This window comes from Enterococcus sp. GC34 (assembly GCF_040886645.1).
Taxonomy (GTDB): Bacteria; Bacillota; Bacilli; order Lactobacillales; family Enterococcaceae; genus Enterococcus; species Enterococcus faecalis.
The window spans coordinates 37,359-62,458 of record NZ_JBFOEF010000003.1 but is presented as its reverse complement, the minus strand read 5'-3'; the positions used below and the strand labels follow the sequence as shown (position 1 = coordinate 62,458).

The window sequence follows — 25,100 nt, the reverse complement described above, 5'->3', positions numbered from 1 at the left end:
AGATAAAAGGTGAAAAAATGAAAAAAACAATGGATGGAAACACCGCAGCGGCTTATATTTCATATGCGTTTACAGAAGTTGCCGCTATTTATCCTATCACACCAAGTTCAACAATGGCTGAGTTGGTAGATGAATGGGCGGAAAGTGGATTAAAAAATATTTATGGTCAAAAAGTTCAAGTTATTGAAATGCAATCAGAAGCTGGGGCAGCGGGAGTAGTTCATGGTTCGTTAAAAACAGGTGCGTTAACCACTACTTATACTGCTTCACAAGGTTTACTGTTGATGATTCCCAATATGTATAAAATCGCAGGAGAATTGCTGCCTTCTGTGTTCCATGTAGCGGCTCGGGCAGTAACGACAAGTGCGTTGAGTATTTTTGGTGACCATGGCGATGTGATGGCTACCCGCCAAACAGGTTTTTGTATGTTAGCAGAATCGAGTGTCCAAGAAGTAATGGATTTGTCGGCAGTTGCTCATTTAGCTAGCTTAGAAGGTAGTTTACCTTTTGTAAACTTTTTTGATGGTTTTAGAACGAGCCATGAACTACAAAAAATCGAAGTGATTGATTATGATGACCTGAAAGAAATGGTGAATCAGGAAGCTGTAACTCGTTTTAGAATGGGAGGCATGAATCCTAATCATCCCACTGTTTCAGGGACCGCTCAAAATCCTGACATTCATTTTCAACAAAGAGAAACAGTCAATAAAAATTACGAAGAAATGCCAAAAATTGTTCAAAAATACATGAAAAAAATTAACAATCTTCGTGGAACAACGTATGATTTAACCGATTATTACGGGGGTGAAGATGCAACAGAAGTCATTATTTCAATGGGGTCGGCTTCGCCAGTAATCAAACAAACAGTTGACTATCTCAATCAACAAGGACGCAAAGTTGGTTTTATCAATATTCATTTATATCGTCCATTTCCTACCGAAAACCTTCTTGAAAAATTACCAGCTACAGTAGAAAAGGTTGCGGTTTTAGATCGAACAAAAGAATCAGGAGCCGAAGGGGAACCGTTATTGCTAGATGTTCAAAGCGCTCTTTATCAACATGAAAATCGACCAATTGTGATTGGTGGACGTTATGGGTTAGGCTCTAAAGACGTAGCGCCTAATCAAATTAAAGCGATCTATGATCATTTGTTATTGCCATTTAAAGAATTAAAACAACGCTTTACGGTGGGGATCGTTGATGATGTAACCTATCAATCATTGCCAGAAGAACCTGCCTTAGATTTAACGCCAGATACTACCTTCCAAGCAAAATTTTGGGGCTTTGGTTCTGACGGAACTGTGGGAGCAAACAAGCAAGCGATTAAAATTATCGGAGATCATACCGACCTTTATGCACAAGCTTACTTTAGTTATGATTCTAAAAAATCAGGCGGTTTAACCGTTTCGCATCTGCGTTTTGGTAAAGAGCCAATTACTTCCACGTATTTAATTGAACAAGCAGATTTCATCGCTTGTCATAATGCGTCCTATTTGCATAAATACGACCTGTTAAAAGGTTTAAAAGATGGCGGAACGTTTTTACTGAATACTATTTGGGATCAAGAAAAGGTTCACCGTTTATTACCGGCTAAGTTAAAAAAATATATTGGGGAGCACCAAATCAAATTTTACATTATCAATGCGGTTGAGTTAGCTCGCAAAGTAGGCTTAGGTCGTCGGATCAATACAGTGATGTCTACTGCCTTTTTTGAAGTAACAGATATTTTAACGAAAGAGCAATATTTACCGTTACTTAAAGAAGAAGTGAAAAAGACTTATGGAAAAAAATCAATGGAAATTGTTGAAAAAAATTACCAAGCGATTGATGCTACCTTTGAATCGCTGCAAGAAATCGTAGTTCCAGAAGATTGGGCCACCATTGTTTTAGAACCAGAAAATCAAGAGTCGGAAGCTCCAGCTTTTGTGACAAACATTTTAGAACCAATCAATCGTCAAGAAGGGGATCAGCTGACCGTTTCAGATTTGATTGAAAACGGAATGAAGGGCGGTGCCATTCCTATGGGCACTGCGGCTTATGAAAAACGTGGCATTGCGTTAGAAGTGCCTGAGTGGCAAATGGATAAGTGTACGATGTGTAATGAATGTGCCTTTGTTTGTCCGCATGCGGCTATTCGACCATTTTTAGCGGATGAAGAAGAACTGAAAGAAGCACCTGCAGGTTTTGCCATGCGCGAAATGCGTGGCACAGATGGATTGATGTATCGTATCCAAGTTTCTTTAGAAGATTGTACAGGTTGTGGTCTTTGTGTTCAGGCTTGCCCTGTGAAAGACAAGGCGATTTTAATGAAACCTTATGAAACTCAAAAAGAGCAAGCGATGAATTGGGCCTTTGCGATGACTCTTAAACAAAAAGCCAACCCAGTCAAAAAAAATTCTGTTAAAGGTTCCCAATTTAATCAGCCATTGATGGAATTTTCAGGTGCTTGTGAAGGCTGTGGCGAAACACCTTATATTAAGTTGTTGACACAATTATTTGGTGATCGAATGATGATTGCTAACGCAACAGGCTGTTCATCAATTTGGGGTGGTTCGTCACCAGTGACACCTTATACAACGAACGAATGTGGCCAAGGACCAGCTTGGAGTAATTCGCTGTTTGAAGATAATGCGGAATATGGTTATGGTATGTATATTGCCAATCGAACGAAACGTCAACATTTAGCTAGTTTGGTTGAAGAAAGTCTTGCTAAAAATGTCGGATCAGATTCACTACAAGCCTTGTTAAAAGATTGGTTGGAACACATGGCTGAAGGGGAAGGAACACAACAGCGAGCCACCAAACTAGCGGCAGCATTAAGTGAAGAAGCCGATGAAGATCCACTTTTAACAAAAATTTACGAACAAAAAGATTTACTAGTGAAAACGAGTCAATGGATTGTCGGCGGCGATGGTTGGGCCTATGATATCGGGTTTAGCGGCATTGATCATGTCCTTGCCAGTGGGGAAGATGTTAATATTTTTGTTATGGATAACGAAGTGTATGCCAATACAGGCGGACAAACATCTAAAGCTACACCAGCTTCAGCCATTGCCAAATTCTCAGCGGGTGGGAAACATACCTCTAAAAAAGATTTAGGGATGATGGCAATCACTTATGGGAATGTCTACGTTGCACAAGTAGCTTTAGGCGCAAACTCAATGCAAACGATTAAAGCAATTGACGAAGCGGAGCGGTACCCAGGCCCATCAATTATCATCGGTTATACCCCATGTATTAATCACGGGGTCAAAGGCGGAATGGTTCGGACGTTAGATCAAGCCAAAGAAGCCGTTGAATCTGGCTATTGGCCACTTTATCGCTATAATCCAGAGTTAGTTAAGAAAGGCAAAGATCCGATGGTCATTGACTACAAGAAAACAGATTTTGACAAAATGCGTGATTTTCTTGAAAAACAAACACGTTACTCTGCGTTGCATACAATTAAAGAGAATCAAGAAGTAGTCGAACATTTACTTGATAAAACTAAAGAAGATGCAATTGAACGCTCTGAAAGTTATAACAAACTAGCCACACATATGAAAAAATAAAAAACAAAGCCTCTTAAGTAAGAGGCTTTGTTTTTTTTATCCAATAATAATTTTTTCTGAAGGGTATTCGTAGCCTAAGTCACGTGTTTCTTTTGGTACAAAAATCATTAAGGTATAAAGCATACCAATACGTCCAATAAACATTAATAAGGCAATCATTAATTTACCTACTGTTGTTAAATCGTCTGTAATGCCCAAAGAAAGACCGGTTGTTCCAAAGGCAGAAGCGACTTCCACAATGATTGAAATCAAGGGCAGATTTTCAGTGGCTGACAAAAAGACGACAGCGAAAAAGCACATAATCAAAGATAACATGAAGACGACAATCGATTTTTTGACATCATCGTCATCTATTTTACGGCTAAAGACGCTAATATCATCTTCACTTTTTAAAAAGGCTAACAAATATAAGCCGATAATCGCAACAGTCGTTGTTCGAACACCACCACCAACAGAACTAGGACTACAACCAATAAACATTAACACAGAAAAAATAATCAACGTTGTAATTTGGAAGTCCCCTAAATCATTAATTTGGAGGCCAGCGTTTCGTGTAGTCATCGAATAAAACATCGAACTTACCCAACGGCCACTTTCATTCATTGTCAAAAATAGGTGATCTTTTTCTAATAAGTAAATCAAAATAGTCCCACCAATAAACAGCACAATAAACGCTAGCAAAGCAATTTTACTAAACAATGAGAAGCGGAAAGGCAAGCCTCGTTTCTTCTTGCGAAAGTTCTTTTTCTTAAAATGTAACCACTCATGAATTTCCAGTAAAACGGGAAATCCAATCCCGCCGATAAAAATCAAGAACATAATTGCCAGTAAAAAGAGATAATCATGAGCAAAAGGAATAATTGAATCACCTGAAATATCAAAGCCTGAATTAGTCACTGCAGAAATAGCTTGATAAAATCCATAGAATATCGCATCTCGCCAGTTTGTATAATAACCACTTATATAAAAATAAAGCGAAAAGAGCGAGCCGAAGATTACTTGGAACCAAATTAAAATCAAAAAAGTGGTGCGGATCAGTCGAACAATTCCGCTCAGTCGCGGCTGATTCATGTCAGTCATAATTAACTGACGTTGCTTTAATGTGATTCGCCGTTTTGATAAAATAAAAAAGACCGTTGAAATCATCATAATCCCTAAGCCACCAACTTGGAAAAGAACCTCCAATAAGACAATCCCACGATCATTAAAAACCGAATTAATATCGACTGTGGTGAGTCCAGTAACACTGACTGTACTGATTGCTAAGAAAAATAAATCAATAAAAGGAACATGCGAGTCAGGTTCTCTGAAAATAGGGAGGCAAAACAATAAATAAGAAATAACCGTCATTAATATGTAGTAAGCGACGATGATTTGAATAGATGAAAAATTTTTGCGAATAAATCGATCGCTTTTTCGCTGTGCCAGCCACAGCAAACGTGTATGGTTCACTAGATAACCTCCCAATTCTAATTAAACTAAGTATACCAAAACTTTTCGCCTCAAACGAATAATTCTGCCAGAAAATCCTTGAAATGACAAATAAAAATAAGAAATTCGTTAGAAATAATTGGAAAACATCCACAAACAAGCGAGAACATGATATTTTATGAAAGAATAGAAAAATAGGTTGTTCCCCAAACAACTTATTGCTAATTGGTCAGTTTGTCTAACGATACAACTTTAAAAAGTAGTGGTAGCTTTTTTATTTCGGTTGATATGTGAATGTGTTCACTTTATGTAACAAACTGTTATTTTTATTCAAATGAAAAATAAGAAATTGTGTTGGTAGAAATCAATAGTTTATAAGGTGGGAAAACAATGAAAAAAGTGTTAATGGGAGTTCTTTCCCTAGGGTTATTATTAGGTGCAGCAACAGGTTGTACAAGCGATCAAGAAAAAGCCGCTGGTAAAACAAAAGCGTCTTCTGAAAAAACAGAAGCAACATCTGGTGCCTCTGCTAATGGTTATACAGATCCAAGTGAACTAAAAGACAGTTATGATGTTGTTATTGTTGGTTCAGGTGGTGCGGGGATGACCGCTGCATTACAAGCCAAAGAAGCTGGCATGAATCCAGTTATTTTAGAAAAAATGCCTGTTGCAGGTGGGAATACAATTAAATCGTCTTCAGGAATGAATGCTTCACAAACAAAATTCCAAGAAAAAGAAGGCATTAAAGATAGCAACGATAAATTCTTTGAAGAAACACTAAAAGGCGGTAAAGGAACCAACGATCAAGAATTACTACGTTATTTTGTTGATCATTCAGCTGAAGCAATTGATTGGTTAGATACAAAAGGAATTACATTGAGCAATTTAACTATTACAGGTGGAATGAGCGAAAAACGCACACACCGACCTGCTGACGGATCAGCAATTGGGGGCTATCTAGTTGACGGGTTAGTACGTAACGTTCGCGAAGAAAAAATTCCATTGTTTGTTGATGCTGACGTGACAGACTTAGTTGAAGAAAACGGTCAAATCGATGGCGTAAAAGTGAAAATGAAAGATGATAAAGAAAAAACAGTTAAAGCAAAAGCAGTCGTTGTCACAACAGGTGGTTTCGGTGCCAACGAAAAATTAATTACACAATACAAACCAGAATTGAAAAACTATGTTACAACGAACCAAGAAGGAACAACAGGTGACGGTATCCAAATGATTCAAAAAGTTGGTGGTGCGTTAGTGGATATGAAAGAAATTCAAATTCACCCAACTGTTCAACAAAGCGATGCTTTCTTAATTGGTGAAGCAGTTCGTGGAGAAGGCGCAATCTTGGCTTCTCAAAAAGGAAAACGTTTTGTTAATGAGTTAGATACACGCGACAAAGTTTCCGCAGCAATCAATGCCTTACCAGAAAAATCAGCTTATTTAGTCTTTGACCAAGGCGTACGCGACCGTGCAAAAGCCATTGATTTCTATGATCAAAAAGGCTTCGTGGAAAAAGGTGAAACGATTGAAGAATTAGCTGAAAAAATTGGCATGCCTGCCGATACATTGAAAGCAACGATTGATACTTGGAACCAAGATGTTAATGCCAAAGATGACAAACAATTTGGCCGGACAACTGGAATGGAAGCTGACTTAAGCACAGCGCCTTACTACGCAATTAAAATTGCACCAGGGATTCACCACACAATGGGTGGCGTGAAAATCAACACGAAAACAGAAGTTTTACGTGAAGATGGCACACCAATTAAAGGTCTATATGCTGCTGGTGAATTAACAGGTGGCTTACATGGTCAAAACCGTATCGGAGGCAATGCCATCGCCGATATTATCATTTATGGTCGTCAAGCAGGTACGCAATCAGCAGAATTTGCCTCTGCTCAAAAATAACTAGCATTAAAAAGTCTGAAATTGTAGTCAAATAACTACAATTTCGGGCTTTTTTATTGCATACTAGCAGGATCATTAGTTGGAGTATAAACAGCCCTGCTAAAATGACTTTGGCGTAGATTCTGTTTTTTTCAGAAAAATGCACGACCATTTTAGCTAAAAATACTGCTTTTTTGCTGAAAATATAGTAAAATACGTAAGGAACTAACGGAAAGGTGTAGTGAACATGGCTCAATTATTTTTCAAGTATGGCGCAATGAACAGTGGTAAAACCATTGAAATCTTAAAAGTAGCACACAATTACGAAGAACAAGACAAACCAGTTGTTTTGATGACCAGTGGACTAGATACACGTGATGGTGTTGGGAAAGTATCCAGTCGCATCGGATTACGCAGAGATGCTATTCCAATTTTTGAAGAAACCAATGTCTTTGACTTGATTAATGATTTGTCTTACAAACCTTTTTGCGTATTAGTCGATGAATGTCAATTTTTAAACAAGCATCATGTCATTGAATTTGCACGAATTGTTGACGAATTAGATATTCCAGTAATGGCATTTGGGCTAAAGAATGATTTTAGAAATGAATTATTTGAAGGCTCAAAGTATTTACTTTTATATGCAGACAAATTAGAAGAATTAAAAACGATTTGCTGGTTCTGTCATAAAAAAGCAACTATGAACTTGCACTATATTGATGGCAAACCCGTTTATGAAGGGGATCAAGTCCAAATTGGTGGGAATGAAGCCTACTATCCTGTTTGTCGCAAACATTATTTTCATCCAAAAACAGTGAATGAAGAACAGTAAGGAGAGACACTATGTACGATCAATTACAATCTATTGAAGATCGCTATGAGGAATTGGGCGAATTATTAAGTGACCCAGCAGTCATTAGCGATACAAAACGTTTCATGGAATTATCGAAAGAAGAAGCTAATACACGTGAGACGGTTGAGGTTTATCGCCGATATAAACAAGTTGTTGAAGGGATTAGCGATGCCGAAGAACTTTTAAGTGAAAACTTAGATGCGGAAATGGCCGAAATGGCGAAAGAAGAACTTTCTGATTTGAAAAAAGAAAAAGAAGTGTTAGAAGACCGCATTAAAATTTTATTATTACCAAAAGACCCAAATGATGATAAAAATATCATCATGGAAATCCGTGGTGCAGCCGGTGGCGATGAAGCCGCACTTTTTGCTGGCGACTTATTTAATATGTACCAAAAATATGCAGAAGCACAAGGGTGGAAAGCGGAAGTTTTAGAAGCGAACGTCACTGGAATCGGTGGATATAAAGAAGTAATTATGATGATTTCAGGAGATAACGTCTTTTCAAAATTAAAATATGAAAGTGGCGCTCACCGCGTGCAACGAGTTCCTTCAACAGAATCACAAGGACGGATTCATACATCGACAGCAACCGTTGTAGTTATGCCGGAAGCGGAAGAAGTCGAAATCGAATTAGCTGATAAAGATATCCGTGTCGATATTTATCATGCAAGTGGCGCTGGTGGACAGCACGTCAATAAAACCGCTTCGGCTGTTCGATTAACCCATTTACCAACAGGAATCGTAGTCGCAATGCAAGATGAACGTTCACAGCTAAAAAACCGTGAAAAAGCAATGAAAGTTTTGCGTGCTCGTGTGTATGACCAAATTCAACAAGAAGCACAAAGTGAATATGATGCTAACCGTAAATCGGCGGTGGGGACCGGAGATCGTTCAGAACGAATCAGAACGTATAACTTCCCGCAAAATCGAGTAACGGATCATCGTATCGGTTTAACCATCCAAAAACTAGACCAGATTCTTGCTGGCAAATTAGATGAAATCATTGATGCATTAGTCTTATATGATCAAACATCGAAATTAGAAGAGATGCAAAATGGCTAAACGTTACTTTGAAGTCCTTAACTGGGCTTCTTCTTTTTTAGAGGCGCAAGGCAAAGAAGGCTATGCTATTCACTATGTTTTTTTAGAACGTAAAGGTTGGGATAAAACGCAGTGGCTCCTGCACATGCAAGAGGAAATGCACAAAGAAGAAGAGGAACAATTAAAAACGGATTTAGCCCAATTATTGACAGATTACCCAGCACAATATTTACTAGGACAAGCTGAATTTTATGGACATTCCTTTATTGTTAATGAACATACTTTGATTCCTAGGCCAGAAACAGAAGAATTAGTCGAGCGTTGCTTAAAAGCCAATCCAGATACTCCTTTGACGGTCGTGGATGTCGGAACAGGGACAGGTGCCATTGCGATTAGCTTGAAACTGGCACGGCCCAACTGGCGAGTTATTGCCATTGATCTTTCAGAGGAAGCGTTGACTGTCGCTAAACAAAACGCGCAAGTATTAGGTGCTGACATCGAATTTTATCACGGGAATGGCTTACAGCCAGTTGCTTCTGAAAAAATTGATCTGCTTATTTCTAATCCGCCCTATATTAGTGAACAAGAATGGTATTTAATGGATGCAAGTGTCCGAACGTATGAACCTAAAACCGCTTTATTCGCTGAAAATAACGGTTTGGCTTTATACCAACAATTAATTCATGAAAGTCAAACGATGCTTAAAGCAGACGGTAAAATTTATTTTGAAATAGGGTTTCAACAAGGCGCGGCCCTCCAAAAATTATTGAGCGCCGCCTATCCACAAAAAACAATTAAAATTGAAAAAGATTTATCTGGCAACGATCGCCTCGCGATAGCCGAGTAACTAAGGTTCTTCGTCGCCACTTTTCTAGAAGGAGCGATTTGCAATGGAAACAAAAAAATTAACCAAACAAGAAATAGCCCAAGCAGCAGCAGCCATTCAAGCAGGCGAGCTAGTGGCTTTTCCAACAGAAACTGTTTATGGCTTAGGTGCCGATGCCTTAAATGAAGCGGCAGTAAAAAAAGTTTACCAAGTAAAAGGCCGCCCCAGTGATAATCCATTGATTGTTCATGTGAACAACGTTGAAATGGTCAAAAAATACGTAGCGACCTTACCAAAAGTCGCTACAAAATTGGTGTCTGCCTTTTGGCCGGGACCATTAACTTTAATTTTTAATGTGCCTAGGGATACATTTTCTAAAACAGTAACAGGTGGTTTAGAGACAGTCGCTTTTCGTATGCCAGATAACCAAGCGACCTTAGCTTTGATTGAACAAGCCAATGTTCCATTGGTCGGACCAAGTGCGAACACTTCTGGCAAGCCTAGTCCAACATCTGCAGAGCATGTTTATCATGATTTGCAGGGGAAAATTGCTGCCATATTAGATGATGGCCCAACGCAGATTGGGGTGGAATCAACGGTCTTAGATTTAACGGCGGAAGATGGTGTGCCAGTTATTTTACGACCAGGAGCAATTACCAAAGAGCAGTTGGAAAGCATTATTCCTCAAGTGAAAATCGATACACATTTGATTAGTGAAACTGCAGCACCCAAAGCGCCAGGGATGAAATACAAACACTATTCTCCTGATGCGGAAGTTTGGATTATAAGCGGTCAAACAGCAGAATGGCAAGCGGCGATTCAGCAAGCAAAAGAACAACAGGAAAAAATCGGCTTATTTTTAAGTGATGAACAGGCAGCACAACTAGATACAGAAAATGCGTTTGTTTATTCTTATGGTGCAGAAACGGTTGAAAATGCCACAAAAGAACTATTTGCAGGGTTAAGAGCGTTAGATGAGCAAGGAGCTACCACGATTTTTGCACAAGGATTTGCAGAAACTGGTTTAGGCACTGCTTACATGAATCGCTTGAAAAAATCAGCCAATCAAAAATTTTTTGAAAAATAAGAGGTATTTGTAACGAAGCTGACACAGAAGTATGATACAATCAGACAAAAGAAAACAAAATGGAGTGTTGTTTGAATGGATTACAAAACGTATGACCCAGATTTATGGAATGCAATTGCAAGAGAAGAAGAGCGCCAAGAAAATAACTTGGAACTAATCGCATCTGAGAATGTCGTGTCAAAAGCGGTTATGGCTGCCCAAGGAAGTATTTTAACGAATAAATACGCAGAAGGTTACCCTGGCAAACGGTACTATGGTGGTTGTGAATTTATCGATATCGTAGAAAATTTAGCTATTGATCGTGCCAAAGAATTATTTGGTGCAAAATTCGCGAATGTACAAGCCCATTCAGGTTCTCAAGCCAATACAGCGGCATACCTTTCATTGGTTGAACCAGGTGATACCATTTTGGGGATGGATTTATCAGCTGGTGGTCACTTAACACATGGTTCGCCCGTTAACTTTAGTGGAAAAACCTATAATTTTGTTAGTTATGGAGTGGATCCTTCAACAGAAGTAATCGATTACGATGTCGTGCGAATTTTAGCAAGGGAACATCGTCCAAAACTAATCGTTGCAGGCGCAAGTGCGTATTCACGAACGATTGACTTCAAACGTTTCCGTGAAATCGCTGATGAAGTAGATGCCAAGTTAATGGTTGATATGGCGCATATTGCAGGCTTGGTAGCTTCAGGGTTGCACCCAAATCCAGTTCCGTATGCCGATATCGTAACAAGTACGACCCATAAAACATTGCGTGGTCCTCGTGGCGGTTTAATTTTGACAAATAGCGAAGAATTGGCGAAAAAAGTAAATAGTAGTATTTTCCCAGGCATTCAAGGTGGCCCGTTGGAACATGTGATTGCCGGAAAAGCCGCAGCTTTTAAAGAAGCTTTGGATCCAAGTTTTGCTGAATATAGTCAGCAAGTGATTGCAAATGCACAAGCGATGACGAAAGTTTTCAATCAAGCGCCAGAAGCTCGTTTAATTAGTGGGGCAACAGACAACCACTTATTACTGATCGAAGTGACAGGTTTTGGTTTAAATGGAAAAGAAGCAGAAGCTATTTTAGATAGTGTAAATATTACTGTCAATAAAAATTCAATTCCGTTTGAACAATTAAGTCCATTTAAAACAAGTGGTATCCGTATTGGAACGCCTGCGATTACTTCACGTGGTTTTAAAGAAGAAGATGCGGTAGAAGTTGCCAAATTAATCGTTCAAGTCTTAAAAGATCCAGAAAATACAGCAGTTCATGATGAAGTCAAAGCAGCTGTAGCAGCGCTAACTAAAAAATATCCATTATATAACTAACATCAGGGATAGCTGAAGCGCGATTCTCTGTACAAATAAGAGTCGGAGCTTAGGATTTAAGGAATTCAACTTGTGTCCTAGGCTCTTTTGTTTTACAATAAGAAAGAATAAAATAATGAAGGAGAATAGATATGGGAAAATTTCAAGTAATTGATCATCCGCTAATTCAACACAAACTAACAATGATTCGCGAAAAGAACTGTGGGACAAAGGTTTTCCGCGAAGTTGTCAACGAAATTGCTATGTTAATGGCTTATGAAGTATCACGGGATATGCCTTTAGAGGATGTTGTCATCGAAACACCGATGGGTAAATCAACACAAAAAACACTTTCAGGGAAAAAAGTAGCAATCATTCCTATTTTACGTGCCGGCATTGGCATGGTTGATGGGATTTTAGAATTAATTCCAGCAGCGAAAGTTGGACACGTTGGACTTTACCGTGATGAAGAAACATTGCAACCACATGAATACTTCGTGAAATTACCTGAAGACATTGCAAGTCGTCAATTATTTGTTGTTGACCCAATGCTAGCAACAGGTGGTTCCGCAATTATGGCCATCGATTCCTTAAAAGAACGTGGTGCTAGCAACATTAAATTTGTATGTCTAGTGGCCGTTCCAGAAGGTGTGAAAGCTTTACAAGAAGCGCACCCAGATGTAGATATTTATACAGCAGCTTTAGATGAGCGCTTAAACGAAGACGGCTATATCGTTCCTGGTTTAGGGGATGCTGGTGACCGTTTATTCGGAACAAAATAATAACAAAAAACCGTTAGGTAACCGATTATGGTTACTAACGGTTTTCTTTTGCTTAAAGAACTTTTCTAGGTGTATAATAAAAAATAAAAAAACAAAGGAGTAGCTATGAAAAAGAATAAAAAAGTCTTACACGCTATCGCTGTGATTGCTAGTGTGATGTCAGTTTTGATGTATGTTTCATATATTCCACAAATTTATGGAAATTTACATGGGGAAAAAGGCAATCCGACGCAACCATTAGTGGCAATGATTAATTGTATTTTTTGGACGATTCATGGGTTATATGGAGACGATGGAGAAACACGAGATAAGTCCATTATTTTTGCTAATGTGCCCGGAATTATTTTTGGTTTTTTTGCGTTTATTACAGCATTATAGTTTCCGACGAATTGGAAAGTATTCCAATTCTGTACATAAAAAAGAGCGGGGGAAATTTCCCACGCTTGAAGAATTAAATCTTTTTCAATTGTTTGTAATTAATAACAATCACACCATTGCTGTGCACCATTAAGTGATTGTTTTTTTGCGTTTCGTCAATTTCGACGACAGCGGCATTTTTTAATTGTTTCGTAACAACGCCTGTTTGTGGCTGTCCGTGAACAAGAAAAGTAACATGGGTGTCAACGGCGAAATCCTTACCAGCATCCGATGGAACAACAGGAGTAACCATACCATTAAAATTTGACATACAAAAAACCATCCTTTCTTGATATCTCTATTATACCACATTTTCAGAAAAAAGTTTGTAAAGTCGCTATTTGGCTTATTTTAAAGAGATTTTGCATAAATAAATAACAAACAGACTTTACAAATAAAGTAGAAAGTCCTATAATAGATTTGTTTCAGGCCAGCTTAGCTCAGTTGGTAGAGCAACGCACTCGTAACGCGTAGGTCACAGGTTCGATCCCTGCAGCTGGCATCTAAAAAAACAGACAGGCACTACCATCTGGTAGTGCCTGTCTGTTTTTTTAGATAAAATATTGGATTAGTGCAAATGAAGCAATGCCTACCAGTACAATAAGCAATAAGTTTTTAGTAAGTATTGCGGCTAAAATGGTAGGAAATGAAGCGAATAAATAAGGAAGATTGAGGCTTGGTAAATGCCCAATTCTTTGTTCAAATAAGCTACTAAACCATAAGGCTGACATAATCACAATGGGAACAAAACTTAGATATTCTAATAATTTCTGTGGCAGACTGATTTTTTTTAAAAGTAAAAATGGCAGTATTCTTGAAAGCCAGGTTGCAACGGTACAGCCTAAAATTGTTAAAAAGAGATACTCAGAAGAAGGCATGTTTTATCATCACTCCTATTCCACAACCGATTAACGTGACAACTAAGACAATTAAATTACTGGGAATAAAAATTAGACCAATAGACATCAACCCAAAAGTAATCAGGACCATGATGAGTTGTAAAGCGATTTTCATGGAACGATCACTAATTATCTGCAGATAGAGTAAACCAATGAACATAGCCACAACCGCAAACTCAAGACCTAATGCTTGAGGGTTTGCAATAAAGCGCCCTAGATAGGCACCGATGATCGTCGAAAAAACCCAAGTCGCATAGGAAATCAAATTGGCAGCATTAAACCACTCAAAACTTAAACGTCCTTTGGTGTGGTTTAATTTATTCATTCCTAGTGCAAAACTTTCATCCGTCAGTAAGGTTCCCAACCAGAGATTTTTACCGAGAGATTCGGCTTTAAAGTAAGGCGCAATGGTCATTCCCATAAGAATCATACGCGCATTTACTAAGAAAGTCGCTAACACAATAGATAAGATAGGGCTGCCGCCAGTCAACATACTAACTGTTACAAACTGAGCAGATCCTGCAAAAATAAAAAACGACATCGCACTAACAATAAGAGGGGAAAAACCTGCTGCTTGTCCTACGATACCAAAAGCAATGCCAATACCAATATAGCCAAAAACCGTTGGCAAGGCTTCACGAATGCCAGTGCGTGCATCTAATTGGTGGTTCATTCTCTTTTTTTCCTTCTTTCTGTATAAAATTTAAACACGTGTGTATGAAAATCTAGACCTTCGATAATGAGACACAACGAGCGAATGAGCGTTTTCATTATTAACCACTCCTTTTGAACAACTAAGATATATATTGTATAATACAATAAAGAATACTTTTGTTCAATATATTAAACTTTTGGATGATAAAAAGAAACAGAAGGAGCAACTATTTTGGAGATTAATACAATTATTGGCAATAATTTAAAAAAAATTAGACAAGAAAAAAAACTTACGTTAGATGAACTAGCTGGGATAACCGGAGTGAGTAAAGGGATGCTTTCGCAGATTGAAAAAGGAACCACCAATCCTACCATAAATACAATTTGGAAAATAAGTAATGGACTCAATGTTCCATATACGTATTTATTAGAAGATGACTATGTTAAAGAAAATCCCGTGGTTAAAAAAACTGAGACGGTAACACAACATTCTGAAGATCACTCCTATCGAGTCTTTAATTACTACTCAGACAACCAGGAAAGAAACTTTGAACTCTTTCAGTTTGAATTAGATCCAGGGAAAAAGTATCAAGCTGTTGGGCATTCAAAACGTTCGACAGAATATGTCATGGTTATTCAAGGAGCATTAGCTCTTGAAGTGGGCGGTCAGAGATACCTTCTTCCAAAAGACGCCGCTATGTATTTTGATGCTAATCAAGTACACACGTATATAAATGACGGAACAGAGAAAGTCCAAGCAGTCGTCATTAACTATTATACGTAACAGTGGAAAATAGACATTAGGAAATTGCTACATCTGTTATTTTATGGACAAAAAAAGTAAACAATGCTACCCTAAAAATAATAGAAAATGAAAGATAAAAGAAGAGGTCAAAATGAATAAAAAAATTGAAAGTCTTGGTAATACAGCATTAAGTTTACTAAGTAATACGATTATTGTTGTGCCTTATTTACTTTACATTCAATTGAGTGATGGACACAACCTTCTAACAATTTTACCATTTGTCTTATTTTATACATTGCGTATGACAGGCATTTTTCTAGTTCGAGGAATTAATTTGTCTTTGACTAGTCTAGGTCTACTAAAGATTTCTCTATTGTTAGGCTTGGCAGGATCCTTAATTGGGATCGCCGGCGCTTTTTCTTTCCCGCTTTATAGTATTTCAGGAATGTTGTTAGGACTTAGTGGGGCGTTGTTGCCACCAAGTAATCAATCAATTCGCTTTTTCTTGAAAGAAGAAGGTCAAAAAATCAGTCACAGCAATCTTTTAACGACAGTCTTATTGACCGCTGTTTTATTTGGCGCTTTATTTTTTAAAGCGACTGAGATTGGACTGGCGTTATTGGTGTACGCGCTCTATTTTCTGCTTGCTTTAGTAGCAATCAAGAGCTATCCTGTTTCATTAAACGAGCTAGAAGAAGAATCAGCAGAAGTTTCACGAAAAGAATTAATTCTGTTTGTTATCTTTTTTGTGTTATTACTTTTATTAAGAAGTGGTCGCTTATTAACGAATGCGGTGGAATTTGATTATGCGATTGTTGGCGCCTGCTGTTTCTTTGTGGTGGCTGTCCTTTTCGTTAGTCATTATGGCAAACGCGGCGCGTATAAAGTATCGCTAGAAATGAATCTTGCGACCTTGATTAACGGGATTGTCGGGAACTATTTATTTTTATTTGGTTCCATTTATGTTGCAGGGGTTTATGGCAGAGCTCATATGGGCATCTATCTCTATTTACCTTATGTTTTAGGGATGATTTTTGCAATGATTGCAGCTAGTAAAACGAAACAATGGTCAAACAACATACCAATGGTTGGTCTGGCGGGAAGTTTGGGAATATTACTTCTTACCTCGTGGACTATTTTAGGCCTGTTTCTCTTGAGTTTTTTCAAAAGCACATTGAATAGCTTTTTAGCTAGGCGATATTATCAAGAGACAGATTTGCCAAAAGATAGCCGCATCCTTATCAAATATACAACACAAACAAAAGGGAGTTTATTCCATCAATTTATTTTGATGGCGCTTATGTTAGTCACTGTAGTAGGCAAAGGTGGCACGACACAATTTTTATTAGAATTGACTGGCGGCAAAGGTATTTCAACGCAAACAAGTCAATTTTTAACTTTCATTAAAAATAGTAACTCGCTCTTAGTGTTATTGTTTATTGCAGTTTATTTCGTGGTCGTTTTTCGTCAAAAGAAACGATAATTTACAAATATTAATAAAAAAATACTTGGAAAAACAGTGATTGTGGCTGATTTTCCAAGTATTTTTTTATGAAAAGCTGTTTTTTTTTTTCGAAGATTCAAAAAAAATTAATCAATTGTTTCATTTTTAACAAGCTATTATTAGGTTATATGAATTTTATTGAAAGGGGATTAGTATGAAGAAAAAAACTTTTTCTTTTGTGATGTTGAGTATACTTCTCGCACAAAATTTCGGGTTTGCCGCAAATGCCTATGCTGTAACAACGACAGAAGCACAAACAGAGACCACTGATACAGCAAAAAAAGAGGCAGAGTTATCGAACTCAACACCATCTTTACCTTTAGCAACAACGAATACTTCAGAAATGAATCAACCAACTGCAACAACTGAATCGCAAACCACAGAGGCGAGCACAACAGCTTCCAGTGATGCTGCTACACCATCTGAACAACAAACAACGGAGGACAAGGACACCTCACTTAATGAAAAAGCCCTACCAGATGTTCAAGCGCCAATTACAGATGAACTACTTGACAGTATGAGTCTTGCGCCGATTGGTGGAACAGAATACAGCCAAACAGAGGTTCACCGCGAATTAAATACAACACCGGTAACCGCTACGTTCCAATTTGCTGTTGGAAACACAGGTTATGCACCTGGATCAGTTTATACAGTTCAATTACCAGAACATTTAGGTTATTCAACTGTTAGCGGAGAAGTGACAGGCATTGGCGCAACTTGGGCAGTCGATGCGGCAACCAAAACATTAAGTATTACGTTTAATCAACGAGTTTCAGATACTTCCTTTAAAGTAGAACTAAAAAGTTATCTAACAACAGAGGCGGAACCATTAATCAAAATTGAAACTCCAGGAAAAAATAAAAAAACCTACTCGTTTGATTTATATGAACAAGTAGAACCAATTCAATATAACGAACGAACCAGAACGACAGGGTTAGATGGCGAAATTTTTTATAATTTAGACCGGACGTTAACTGGCAATCAAACATTAGAATTATTAACAACAGAGACGCCAGGCGCTGTCTTTGGAAAACAAGATAACTTGGAACCTCAAGTTTTCAGTTACGATGTCGACATTAATGGTCAAATTTTACCAGAAACGCAAACCTTGTTAACACCTGGCAAAGATTATACATTAAGCGATAATTCACTCGGGCGGATTGCTGTAACTGTTCCAAACATGAATCAACAAAAAGCCTATTCCTTATCGATTAATCGGACAATTTATTTAGAGAGTGTTTCGGACTACAGTTATTCATTTTATCAGCAATATCCAACAACCAAGTTAGGTTCTCTTTCGTTAAAAAATACGACAGGAACGAATAAAACAACCGATTTTACTGCTAAGACGAGTCAAACAAGTAAAATAATTGCTGATCGTGAAATGCGTAGTATGTCCTATATCAGTTTTCAAAGCAAAGGGAAATATTATGTAACAATTTATGGCACATTAACAGAAACAAAAGTGGGTCAACAAATCGTATTAGAGAGTACAAACGGTCAAGAAATTAAGAATCCTAAATTTACGGCGTATGGTCCTTTATATGAAAATGTAAAATTGGAAGACTATTTTGATATTAAAACTGAAGGTGGCAAGCTTACCTTAACGGCCACAAAAGATAGCTATTTAAGAATAAATATTTCTGATTTAACAATGGATTTTGACAAGAAGGACATTAATCTATCATTAAGTACACCTGTAATTGGTCCCGATAAAGCCATTCAGTTACTATCCGATCAATACGTGGAGCCAATCGCTATGTTAAATCCTACGAATGCGGAAGCGACATGGGGAAATTATGATCGAAACGGTGCTTATATGAGTGATACCGAAATTGCTGTAGCAGGTAGTAAGGCCAACCCCATTGAAAATTTAGAGATTAAAATAAAACATCCGCAATATCTATCTGTTAGAGCCACAAAAGATATTTATTTTTCATATTATGTTTTAGGGAAAGATTATACAGTCACACCAACCTCAGATGGTTCGATCATTAAGTTCACTACGCCAATTACAAATGAGCTTGAAATTCCAATTGGCTTTAATTACGTGCCAGATAGTTTACCAAAAGATAAAAGTATTCCTTTTGATAAAATTCCTGTGACAATGAGTGCTGATGGCATTTCCCCTATCGAAACAGAAGTAAATACCAATCGACACATTGGTTCTGAACGAACACTTCAAAGTAGTAAAAATCAATTCCTTGTCAATGCACGAAATGATTCTTTTGACTCACTAAGCGTCCGTACAAAAATTCCAGCTGGCGCCGATGTTCTTTTTGACATTTATGATGTTTCAAACGATCAGGTAGATTCAATTTATCCACAATACTGGGACCGCGGTCAATACTTTGATAAACCAATGACGCCAAACAGCCCTGGATATCCAACGATTACTTTTGACGAAAATACCAATAGTTACACGTTTGATTTTGGAAAAACCAACAAACGTTACATTATTGAGTATAAAAACGCCAATGGCTGGATCGACGTGCCAACTCTTTCTATAACAGGGACAGCTAAAGAACCACAATCGAATAATAATGAAGGGTCTGCTTCGGTTTCTGTTCAAAATGAAGCGTTAGACATTTTGAGTGCAACACAAGCTGCGAATCCAACATTAAAAAATGTAACAAAAACGACAGTAACAACAAAAAATGTTGATAATAAAACACATCGTGTGAAAAATCCAACGATTGAATTAACACCAAAAGGCACAACCAATGCTCAAATCGATTTGAATTCTATTACCGTGAAAGGCGTGCCAGAAGATGCTTATTCATTAGAGAAGACTACAAACGGTGCGAAAATTATTTTTAAAGACTATACATTGACAGAAAACATTACGATTGAATACAATACTGTCTCTGCAAACGCTGGCCAAATCTATACAGAAACAACAATCGACTCTGAAACATTGGACCAGATGTCTGCTAGCAATAAAAAAGTCACCACTGCGCCAATCACATTGAAATTCTCAGAAGGTGATGCGGAAGGTATTGTTTATTTAGCAACTGCCACATTCTATACGCATAACATAGAGGATGAAAACCAAGCAATTGCGAAGGTTTCTTTTGAACTAATTGATAATGTCACGCATACAGCAACCGAATTTACAACAGATGAAAAAGGTCAATACTCCTTTGATGCCATCATGACAGGTGATTATACTTTGCGAGTAACGAATGTACCGCAGGAATATTCCGTGGATGAAGAGTATTTGACAGGCAAAGCCATTAAGCTGGTCAAAGGAGACAACCAACTAAAAATTCCATTAACTAAAACAATTGATCACAGTCGTTTACAAGTCAAAGATACAACGATTTATGTCGGTGATTCATGGAAACCAGAAGAGAACTTTGTTTCAGCGACAGATAAAACAGGTCAAGACGTTCCCTTCGAAAAAATCACTGTTTCAGGTCAAGTTGATACTAGCAAAGCAGGCGTTTATCCAATCGTATACAGTTACGAAGGTAAAGAAGAAACAGCTAATGTGACCGTCAAAGCCGACCAGTCTAAGTTAGAGGTCAAAGATACAACGATTTATGTCGGCGATAAATGGAAACCTGAAGATAATTTCGTTTCAGCAACAGACAAAACAGGTCAAGATGTCCCGTTTGAAAAAATTGACGTTCAGGGAACAGTGAATGTCGATAAAATAGGCGATTATGAAATTGTCTATAAAAATGGCACAAAAGAAGCGAAAGCAATCGTTCATGTTCGTGATGACAGTCGCTTACAAGTCAAAGATACAACGATTTATGTGGGAGATTCATGGGAAGCAGAAGAGAACTTTGTTTCAGCGACAGATAAAACAGGTCAAGACGTTCCCTTCGAAAAAATCACTGTTTCAGGTCAAGTTGATAACACCAAAGCGGGCATTTACCCAATCATTTACAGTTACGAAGGTAAAGAAGAAACAGCCCATGTGACCGTCAAAGCCGACCAGTCTAAGTTAGAGGTCAAAGATACAACAATTTATGTGGGTGATAAATGGGAAGCAGAAGATAACTTCGTTTCCGCGACAGACAAAACAGGTCAAGACGTTCCGTTTGAAAAAATTGATGTTCAGGGAACAGTGAATGTTGATAAAATAGGCGATTATGAAATTGTCTATAAAAATGGCACAAAAGAAGCGAAAGCAATCGTTCATGTTCGTGATGACAGTCGCATACAGGTCAAAGATTCAACGATTTATGTCGGCGATTCATGGGAACCAGAAGAGAACTTTGTTTCAGCGACAGATAAAACAGGTCAAGACGTTCCCTTCGAAAAAATCACTGTTTCAGGTCAAGTTGATACTAGCAAAGCAGGCGTTTATCCAATCGTATACAGTTACGAAGGTAAAGAAGAAACAGCCCATGTGACCGTCAAACCCGACCAATCTAAGTTAGAGGTTAAAGATACAACGATTTATGTTGGTGATTCGTGGAAACCAGAAGATAATTTCGTTTCAGCAACAGATCGTGACGGTCATGCTATATCCTTTGATAAGGTTCAAGTAAAAGGGAAAGTTGATACAAAGAAAACAGGAGAGTACCAGATTTCCTATACCACTGAGCCAGTTAATGAAACCAAACCAGCTGTGCAGTCACGACTTTTCTCAATGTTTTCAAACGAAACACCTCGTCAATTAACGACAGTAGCAACTGTTCATGTGATTGATCGTAATCCTACACCGCTACCAGATAAAAATGAGAACAACCAGACTAGTTCTTCAACGAATCAAACCACGATAAAAAGTAGTCAGTATGTCACACACATTGTGAAACCTGACAAGCAAGGACGTTATCCAAAAACGGGAGAACAAACTAATGGTTTATATCGTGTGCTAGGACTTGTTGTATTACTTATTGTGATTATTAGTGGTATAGTCATCAAGAAGAAACGAAAATAATTAAATGAGCGTGGGGCAAAAGTTTAAAGTGACTTTTGTTCCACGCTTAAAAGATGAATAAGTGCATGAATGAGGGTAGCTGTTTCCTTGGAAAATAGGAAGTTTTACAAGTGACTTAGTTTAAGAACACCTATTAGCAGGTTTTTCTGTTAAGATAGTTGTTTTTATGAAATAGTTTGGAGGAATAATAAACGAGATGAACCAGCGAACTATTTATTATGGTAGTATCGGCACAGCCTTATTTCTTTCTTCAGGAATGTTAATTGCTTCAGTGAATAGCTATGCAAATGAAGTGACAACACCAGGCAAATACACCGTGACTTATGAAGTGGATGGCAAAATTGAAACAGCAACCATTACGGTCAAAGAAAATCAAACGGAACTTAAATTAAAAGACACGTTTGTAGGAGTTAATCAAGCATGGTCACCATTAGACAATGTTGTTTTTCTAAAAGATAAAGAGGGACGCCCTCTAAATTTAGAAAATGTAATTATAGAAAATAATGTAAATACTCAAAAAGTAGGCCTTTATTTTGTAACCTTCCGTTACGAGTCATACCTTTCTATTGCGAAGGTGTATGTCAACCCTACTAATTTTGCTGCAGAGGGGAATGTGCTTGCAGAGCTTCCTTATAGTCAAGCAATGATTGGACCTGAAAGACCAATTATTGCTTCGAGACAAGAAAAGGAGCAACAAACAAAACAGGAGAAAAAGAAAAATAAAATTGAACAGGAACGAGTAAATAAAAAGGTGCTGTTAAATGATGAGTTGTTGAAAAAAATAGATACGATAGCCCCAGTGGAAATTACTGGAGGAGCGGCAAGTGGGTCCTCTCAATTTGGCACCACTTTAAGCTTCCTGTCAGGCTCACTTTTGTATGGAACAAGGAGAGTTTAAATGGAATTCTTGTTATTAGATGATCGGGAAAATTTAAAATTAGCGATTATTAGAAAGTTAGAGCAACAATATTCATTTTCTGAACGAAAAGATCGTTTATGTAAGCAATTAGCTATTTCTCCTTATTTGCTAGAACGGAACATAACAGAAATCAATGCAGATTTGCAACGCTTTGGTCTGATTAATGAGATGGAAATCAGTGAAAAAAATAATGAAATTTTGTTATCTCAAAGCCTTCGTATTTCTTCAAGTATTATTGAAGAATATTATTTAAAAGACTCGTTAGAATTTAATCTATTAAAAACGATTTTCTTTCATCAGTTTACCTCAATCAAAAAATATGGTGAAAAGCATGGGATGAGTCGAACGGTTGTATACAAAATTGTTGACCATATCCGGAAAGAATTGGGGCAATACGGTATTAAGTTATCCAAAAATTTACAACTTAGCGGCAATGAAATGGCGATTAGACAATATTTTACTATGCTCTATTACCGAATTTACAAAGATTCTGAAGAAGTATATAATCAAACAGATCTTCGCGCAGTGAACCAATTATTGGCTCAATTGAAAGGCTCTTATGAAAATATCACTAATTTTTATTTATTTAAACATTATGTATTGGTGGCATTAGAACGAACGCAGAGAAAAGCTAATTATTTTTTATCCCAAGAAGAAAATCCATTCGTTTTTGACGAAGGAAGTTCGATTTATCAAGAAATTCAATGTTGGATCAACGAAGTAATGAAGGCGACTCATGCAGAGAAAAACGCAGAAATTCAAGGAATTATCGGTAATTTATCGGTCTATCAAAGTGAACTTATTTCGGAACATTTGCTGAGTTCTCACAATGAGGCAATTACGGCTACGAAAACATTATTCTTTTCTTATATGCCGTTTACAATTTCGGAAGAAGAATTTTATCAAGAAATTGTTCCGATTATTTATCAACATCGTTTTATTACGCCGTTTATCGATATCACCTTACGAATTATGGATTTAGAATTTTTTCAGGAACGCTACCCAATTGTTTTTGATAGCTGTCGTCAGTTTTTATTTGCGTTGGACTGCTCGGCGTTTGAGTTTAGTAAGCTTTCTTTATTTTTTGATTTGCTATTAGTGTTATCCCGTCTTTATGACCAAAGGAATGAAAAAAGCACAATCAATCTTTATGTTAATTTTACTCAAGGAGAAAAATATACTCAGTTTATCAAAGAACAAATCAAAATATTCGAATCTTTCAGCATTCACTTTCATTCAGCGATTCGACCAGATACTGATTTAGTAGTTTCAGATTATTTACCAAAAACGTTATTTTCAGTAAAATGTTTAATTTGGCTAGCGCCCCCGCGAGCCAGCGACTGGCAAAATTTTGGCAACGAGATTGTCCGAATTAATAAAGAGCTACAACAAACAAAACAAAGAAAAAGCGAATAACAGACGAGGGCGGGACAGAATTGTTTAGCTTCGAGGACCAAGTTGTACGCTGATTTTATCTGTTCGTATTTTACAGAGAAATATCGAAGCGTGTAGTGTTGATGCTATTCCCGCCGTTTATCAGGTTTTGAGTGTGGAACAAAAATCCAAAGGGATTTTTGTTCCACACTCGTTTTTTACGAGTAAGAATTGAGAATCAAAAAAAATATAGATATAATTAAAAATAGATGAGTTTTATTTTTGATAATTCTCATTTAAAAAAGAAAAAGGAGTGTATTTTTATGAAAAAATTTTTAAAAATTAGTCTCGTCTCAGCCATATTATTGTTGATTCTAACTAGTTGTGTCATTGTGAGGATGTGAGAAAATGAAAAAAAATATCTGGTTATCTGTACTGGCATTATTAATTTTGACTGGTTGTAAAATTAACATTAATAGTCCACAATCTGCCAGAGATGATAATTACGGTGAGACAACCCAGGCAAGTACTAGTATTAATGAAGTAGATGATAAGCTAGCTGGAACAATGTTTTCAAAAAAAGGAAGCGGTGATGATGTATTTACAAACTTAGCTTTTAAAAAGGGGCCAGTTATAGCAAACATTACTTTCAAAGGAACGGAAAAAATAGTTGTTCGGATCGTGGACAGTGATGGACAAGAAATTGCAAAGTTAATTGATACGCAAGGAAATTACATTGGAAAAACAATGGCGCAAATTCCTAAAGACGCAGATACGTATATTTTAGAAATTAAAGCAGAAGGAAGTTGGTCCATTCAATTTTCAGAAGCAAATACGAAAGCCAATCAATAGCTATTTTGGAAAGAAAGCAATCTATACCTATCTGAAGTGGAAGAAACGTAATTTTTGTAGAAAAATTAAGCATGAATAAATGGCGA

The 25,100-nt window shown here is 37.3% G+C and carries 19 protein-coding genes and 1 tRNA gene; 16 read left to right on the top strand and 4 right to left on the bottom strand.

Annotated elements, in window-relative coordinates:
• Positions 1-17: 17 nt before the first annotated feature.
• Positions 18-3,551 (top strand): pyruvate:ferredoxin (flavodoxin) oxidoreductase, encoded by a 3,534-nt coding sequence (gene nifJ / locus AB3I72_RS03985; protein WP_061101093.1) that lies wholly within the window; start codon positions 18-20, stop codon positions 3,549-3,551.
• Between the two features lie 36 nt (positions 3,552-3,587).
• Here the strand turns inward: nifJ and AB3I72_RS03980 are convergent, their stop codons facing one another.
• On the bottom strand, positions 3,588-5,003 hold the full coding sequence (locus tag AB3I72_RS03980; protein WP_002385738.1) for a Ktr system potassium uptake protein D: 1,416 nt from the start codon (positions 5,001-5,003) through the stop codon (positions 3,588-3,590).
• A gap of 369 nt (positions 5,004-5,372) precedes the next feature.
• On the opposite strand from AB3I72_RS03980, the gene AB3I72_RS03975 reads away from it, so the two are divergent.
• From AB3I72_RS03975 to AB3I72_RS03940, 8 genes are all read left to right on the top strand, one after another.
• Positions 5,373-6,890 carry a flavocytochrome c gene (locus AB3I72_RS03975; protein WP_061101095.1) on the top strand — a complete coding sequence of 506 codons (1,518 nt, stop codon included), beginning with the start codon at positions 5,373-5,375 and terminating at the stop codon, positions 6,888-6,890.
• A 226-nt stretch (positions 6,891-7,116) separates the two neighbouring features.
• Positions 7,117-7,701 carry a thymidine kinase gene (locus tag AB3I72_RS03970; RefSeq protein ID WP_002356618.1) on the top strand — a complete coding sequence of 195 codons (585 nt, stop codon included), beginning with the start codon at positions 7,117-7,119 and terminating at the stop codon, positions 7,699-7,701.
• Between the two features lie 11 nt (positions 7,702-7,712).
• Positions 7,713-8,786 (top strand): peptide chain release factor 1, encoded by a 1,074-nt coding sequence (prfA, locus tag AB3I72_RS03965; RefSeq protein ID WP_002356619.1) that lies wholly within the window; start codon positions 7,713-7,715, stop codon positions 8,784-8,786.
• A complete protein-coding gene (prmC, locus tag AB3I72_RS03960) occupies positions 8,779-9,612 on the top strand; it encodes a peptide chain release factor N(5)-glutamine methyltransferase (protein ID WP_368023596.1) in 834 nt (277 codons plus the stop codon). The genes prfA and prmC overlap by 8 nt, the downstream gene beginning before the upstream one ends.
• A gap of 43 nt (positions 9,613-9,655) precedes the next feature.
• Positions 9,656-10,678 (top strand): L-threonylcarbamoyladenylate synthase, encoded by a 1,023-nt coding sequence (locus tag AB3I72_RS03955; RefSeq protein ID WP_347495557.1) that lies wholly within the window; start codon positions 9,656-9,658, stop codon positions 10,676-10,678.
• Positions 10,679-10,753: 75 nt separating this feature from the next.
• On the top strand, positions 10,754-11,992 hold the full coding sequence (glyA, locus tag AB3I72_RS03950; protein ID WP_002356623.1) for a serine hydroxymethyltransferase: 1,239 nt from the start codon (positions 10,754-10,756) through the stop codon (positions 11,990-11,992).
• Between the two features lie 131 nt (positions 11,993-12,123).
• The gene (upp, locus tag AB3I72_RS03945; RefSeq protein ID WP_002356624.1) at positions 12,124-12,753 is read left to right on the top strand and encodes a uracil phosphoribosyltransferase; all 630 of its coding nucleotides are present in this window, start codon (positions 12,124-12,126) and stop codon (positions 12,751-12,753) included.
• 105 nt (positions 12,754-12,858) lie between these two features.
• Complete coding sequence (locus tag AB3I72_RS03940; RefSeq protein WP_002356625.1) at positions 12,859-13,131, top strand: membrane protein; 273 nt, start codon at positions 12,859-12,861, stop codon at positions 13,129-13,131.
• A 73-nt stretch (positions 13,132-13,204) separates the two neighbouring features.
• Here AB3I72_RS03940 and AB3I72_RS03935 read toward each other — a convergent pair whose 3' ends face one another.
• Complete coding sequence (locus tag AB3I72_RS03935) at positions 13,205-13,441, bottom strand: hypothetical protein (protein WP_002381528.1); 237 nt, start codon at positions 13,439-13,441, stop codon at positions 13,205-13,207.
• A gap of 158 nt (positions 13,442-13,599) precedes the next feature.
• Here AB3I72_RS03935 and AB3I72_RS03930 point away from each other — a divergent pair.
• A tRNA-Thr gene (locus AB3I72_RS03930) sits at positions 13,600-13,672 on the top strand.
• 49 nt (positions 13,673-13,721) lie between these two features.
• Here the strand turns inward: AB3I72_RS03930 and AB3I72_RS03925 are convergent.
• Together AB3I72_RS03925 and AB3I72_RS03920 are read right to left on the bottom strand one after the other, a co-directional pair.
• Positions 13,722-14,048 carry an AzlD domain-containing protein gene (locus AB3I72_RS03925; RefSeq protein ID WP_002359670.1) on the bottom strand — a complete coding sequence of 109 codons (327 nt, stop codon included), beginning with the start codon at positions 14,046-14,048 and terminating at the stop codon, positions 13,722-13,724.
• Positions 14,035-14,742, bottom strand: coding sequence for an AzlC family ABC transporter permease (locus tag AB3I72_RS03920; protein WP_002356628.1), 708 nt, complete (start codon positions 14,740-14,742; stop codon positions 14,035-14,037). The genes AB3I72_RS03925 and AB3I72_RS03920 overlap by 14 nt, the downstream gene beginning before the upstream one ends.
• 213 nt (positions 14,743-14,955) lie before the next feature.
• On the opposite strand from AB3I72_RS03920, the gene AB3I72_RS03915 reads away from it, so the two are divergent.
• The 6 genes from AB3I72_RS03915 to AB3I72_RS03890 all read left to right on the top strand — a co-directional run bounded on the left by AB3I72_RS03915 (position 14,956) and on the right by AB3I72_RS03890 (position 25,014).
• The gene (locus tag AB3I72_RS03915) at positions 14,956-15,507 is read left to right on the top strand and encodes a helix-turn-helix domain-containing protein (RefSeq protein WP_002362234.1); all 552 of its coding nucleotides are present in this window, start codon (positions 14,956-14,958) and stop codon (positions 15,505-15,507) included.
• Positions 15,508-15,619: 112 nt separating this feature from the next.
• The gene (locus AB3I72_RS03910; RefSeq protein ID WP_002380627.1) at positions 15,620-16,951 is read left to right on the top strand and encodes a hypothetical protein; all 1,332 of its coding nucleotides are present in this window, start codon (positions 15,620-15,622) and stop codon (positions 16,949-16,951) included.
• A 175-nt stretch (positions 16,952-17,126) separates the two neighbouring features.
• A complete protein-coding gene (locus tag AB3I72_RS03905; RefSeq protein ID WP_368023595.1) occupies positions 17,127-21,869 on the top strand; it encodes a bacterial Ig-like domain-containing protein in 4,743 nt (1,580 codons plus the stop codon).
• 196 nt (positions 21,870-22,065) lie between these two features.
• Positions 22,066-22,767, top strand: coding sequence for a bacterial Ig-like domain-containing protein (locus AB3I72_RS03900; RefSeq protein WP_061101097.1), 702 nt, complete (start codon positions 22,066-22,068; stop codon positions 22,765-22,767).
• Positions 22,768-24,204 carry a helix-turn-helix domain-containing protein gene (locus AB3I72_RS03895; RefSeq protein ID WP_061101098.1) on the top strand — a complete coding sequence of 479 codons (1,437 nt, stop codon included), beginning with the start codon at positions 22,768-22,770 and terminating at the stop codon, positions 24,202-24,204.
• A 366-nt stretch (positions 24,205-24,570) separates the two neighbouring features.
• The gene (locus AB3I72_RS03890) at positions 24,571-25,014 is read left to right on the top strand and encodes a hypothetical protein (RefSeq protein ID WP_002381534.1); all 444 of its coding nucleotides are present in this window, start codon (positions 24,571-24,573) and stop codon (positions 25,012-25,014) included.
• Positions 25,015-25,100 lie beyond the last annotated feature (86 nt).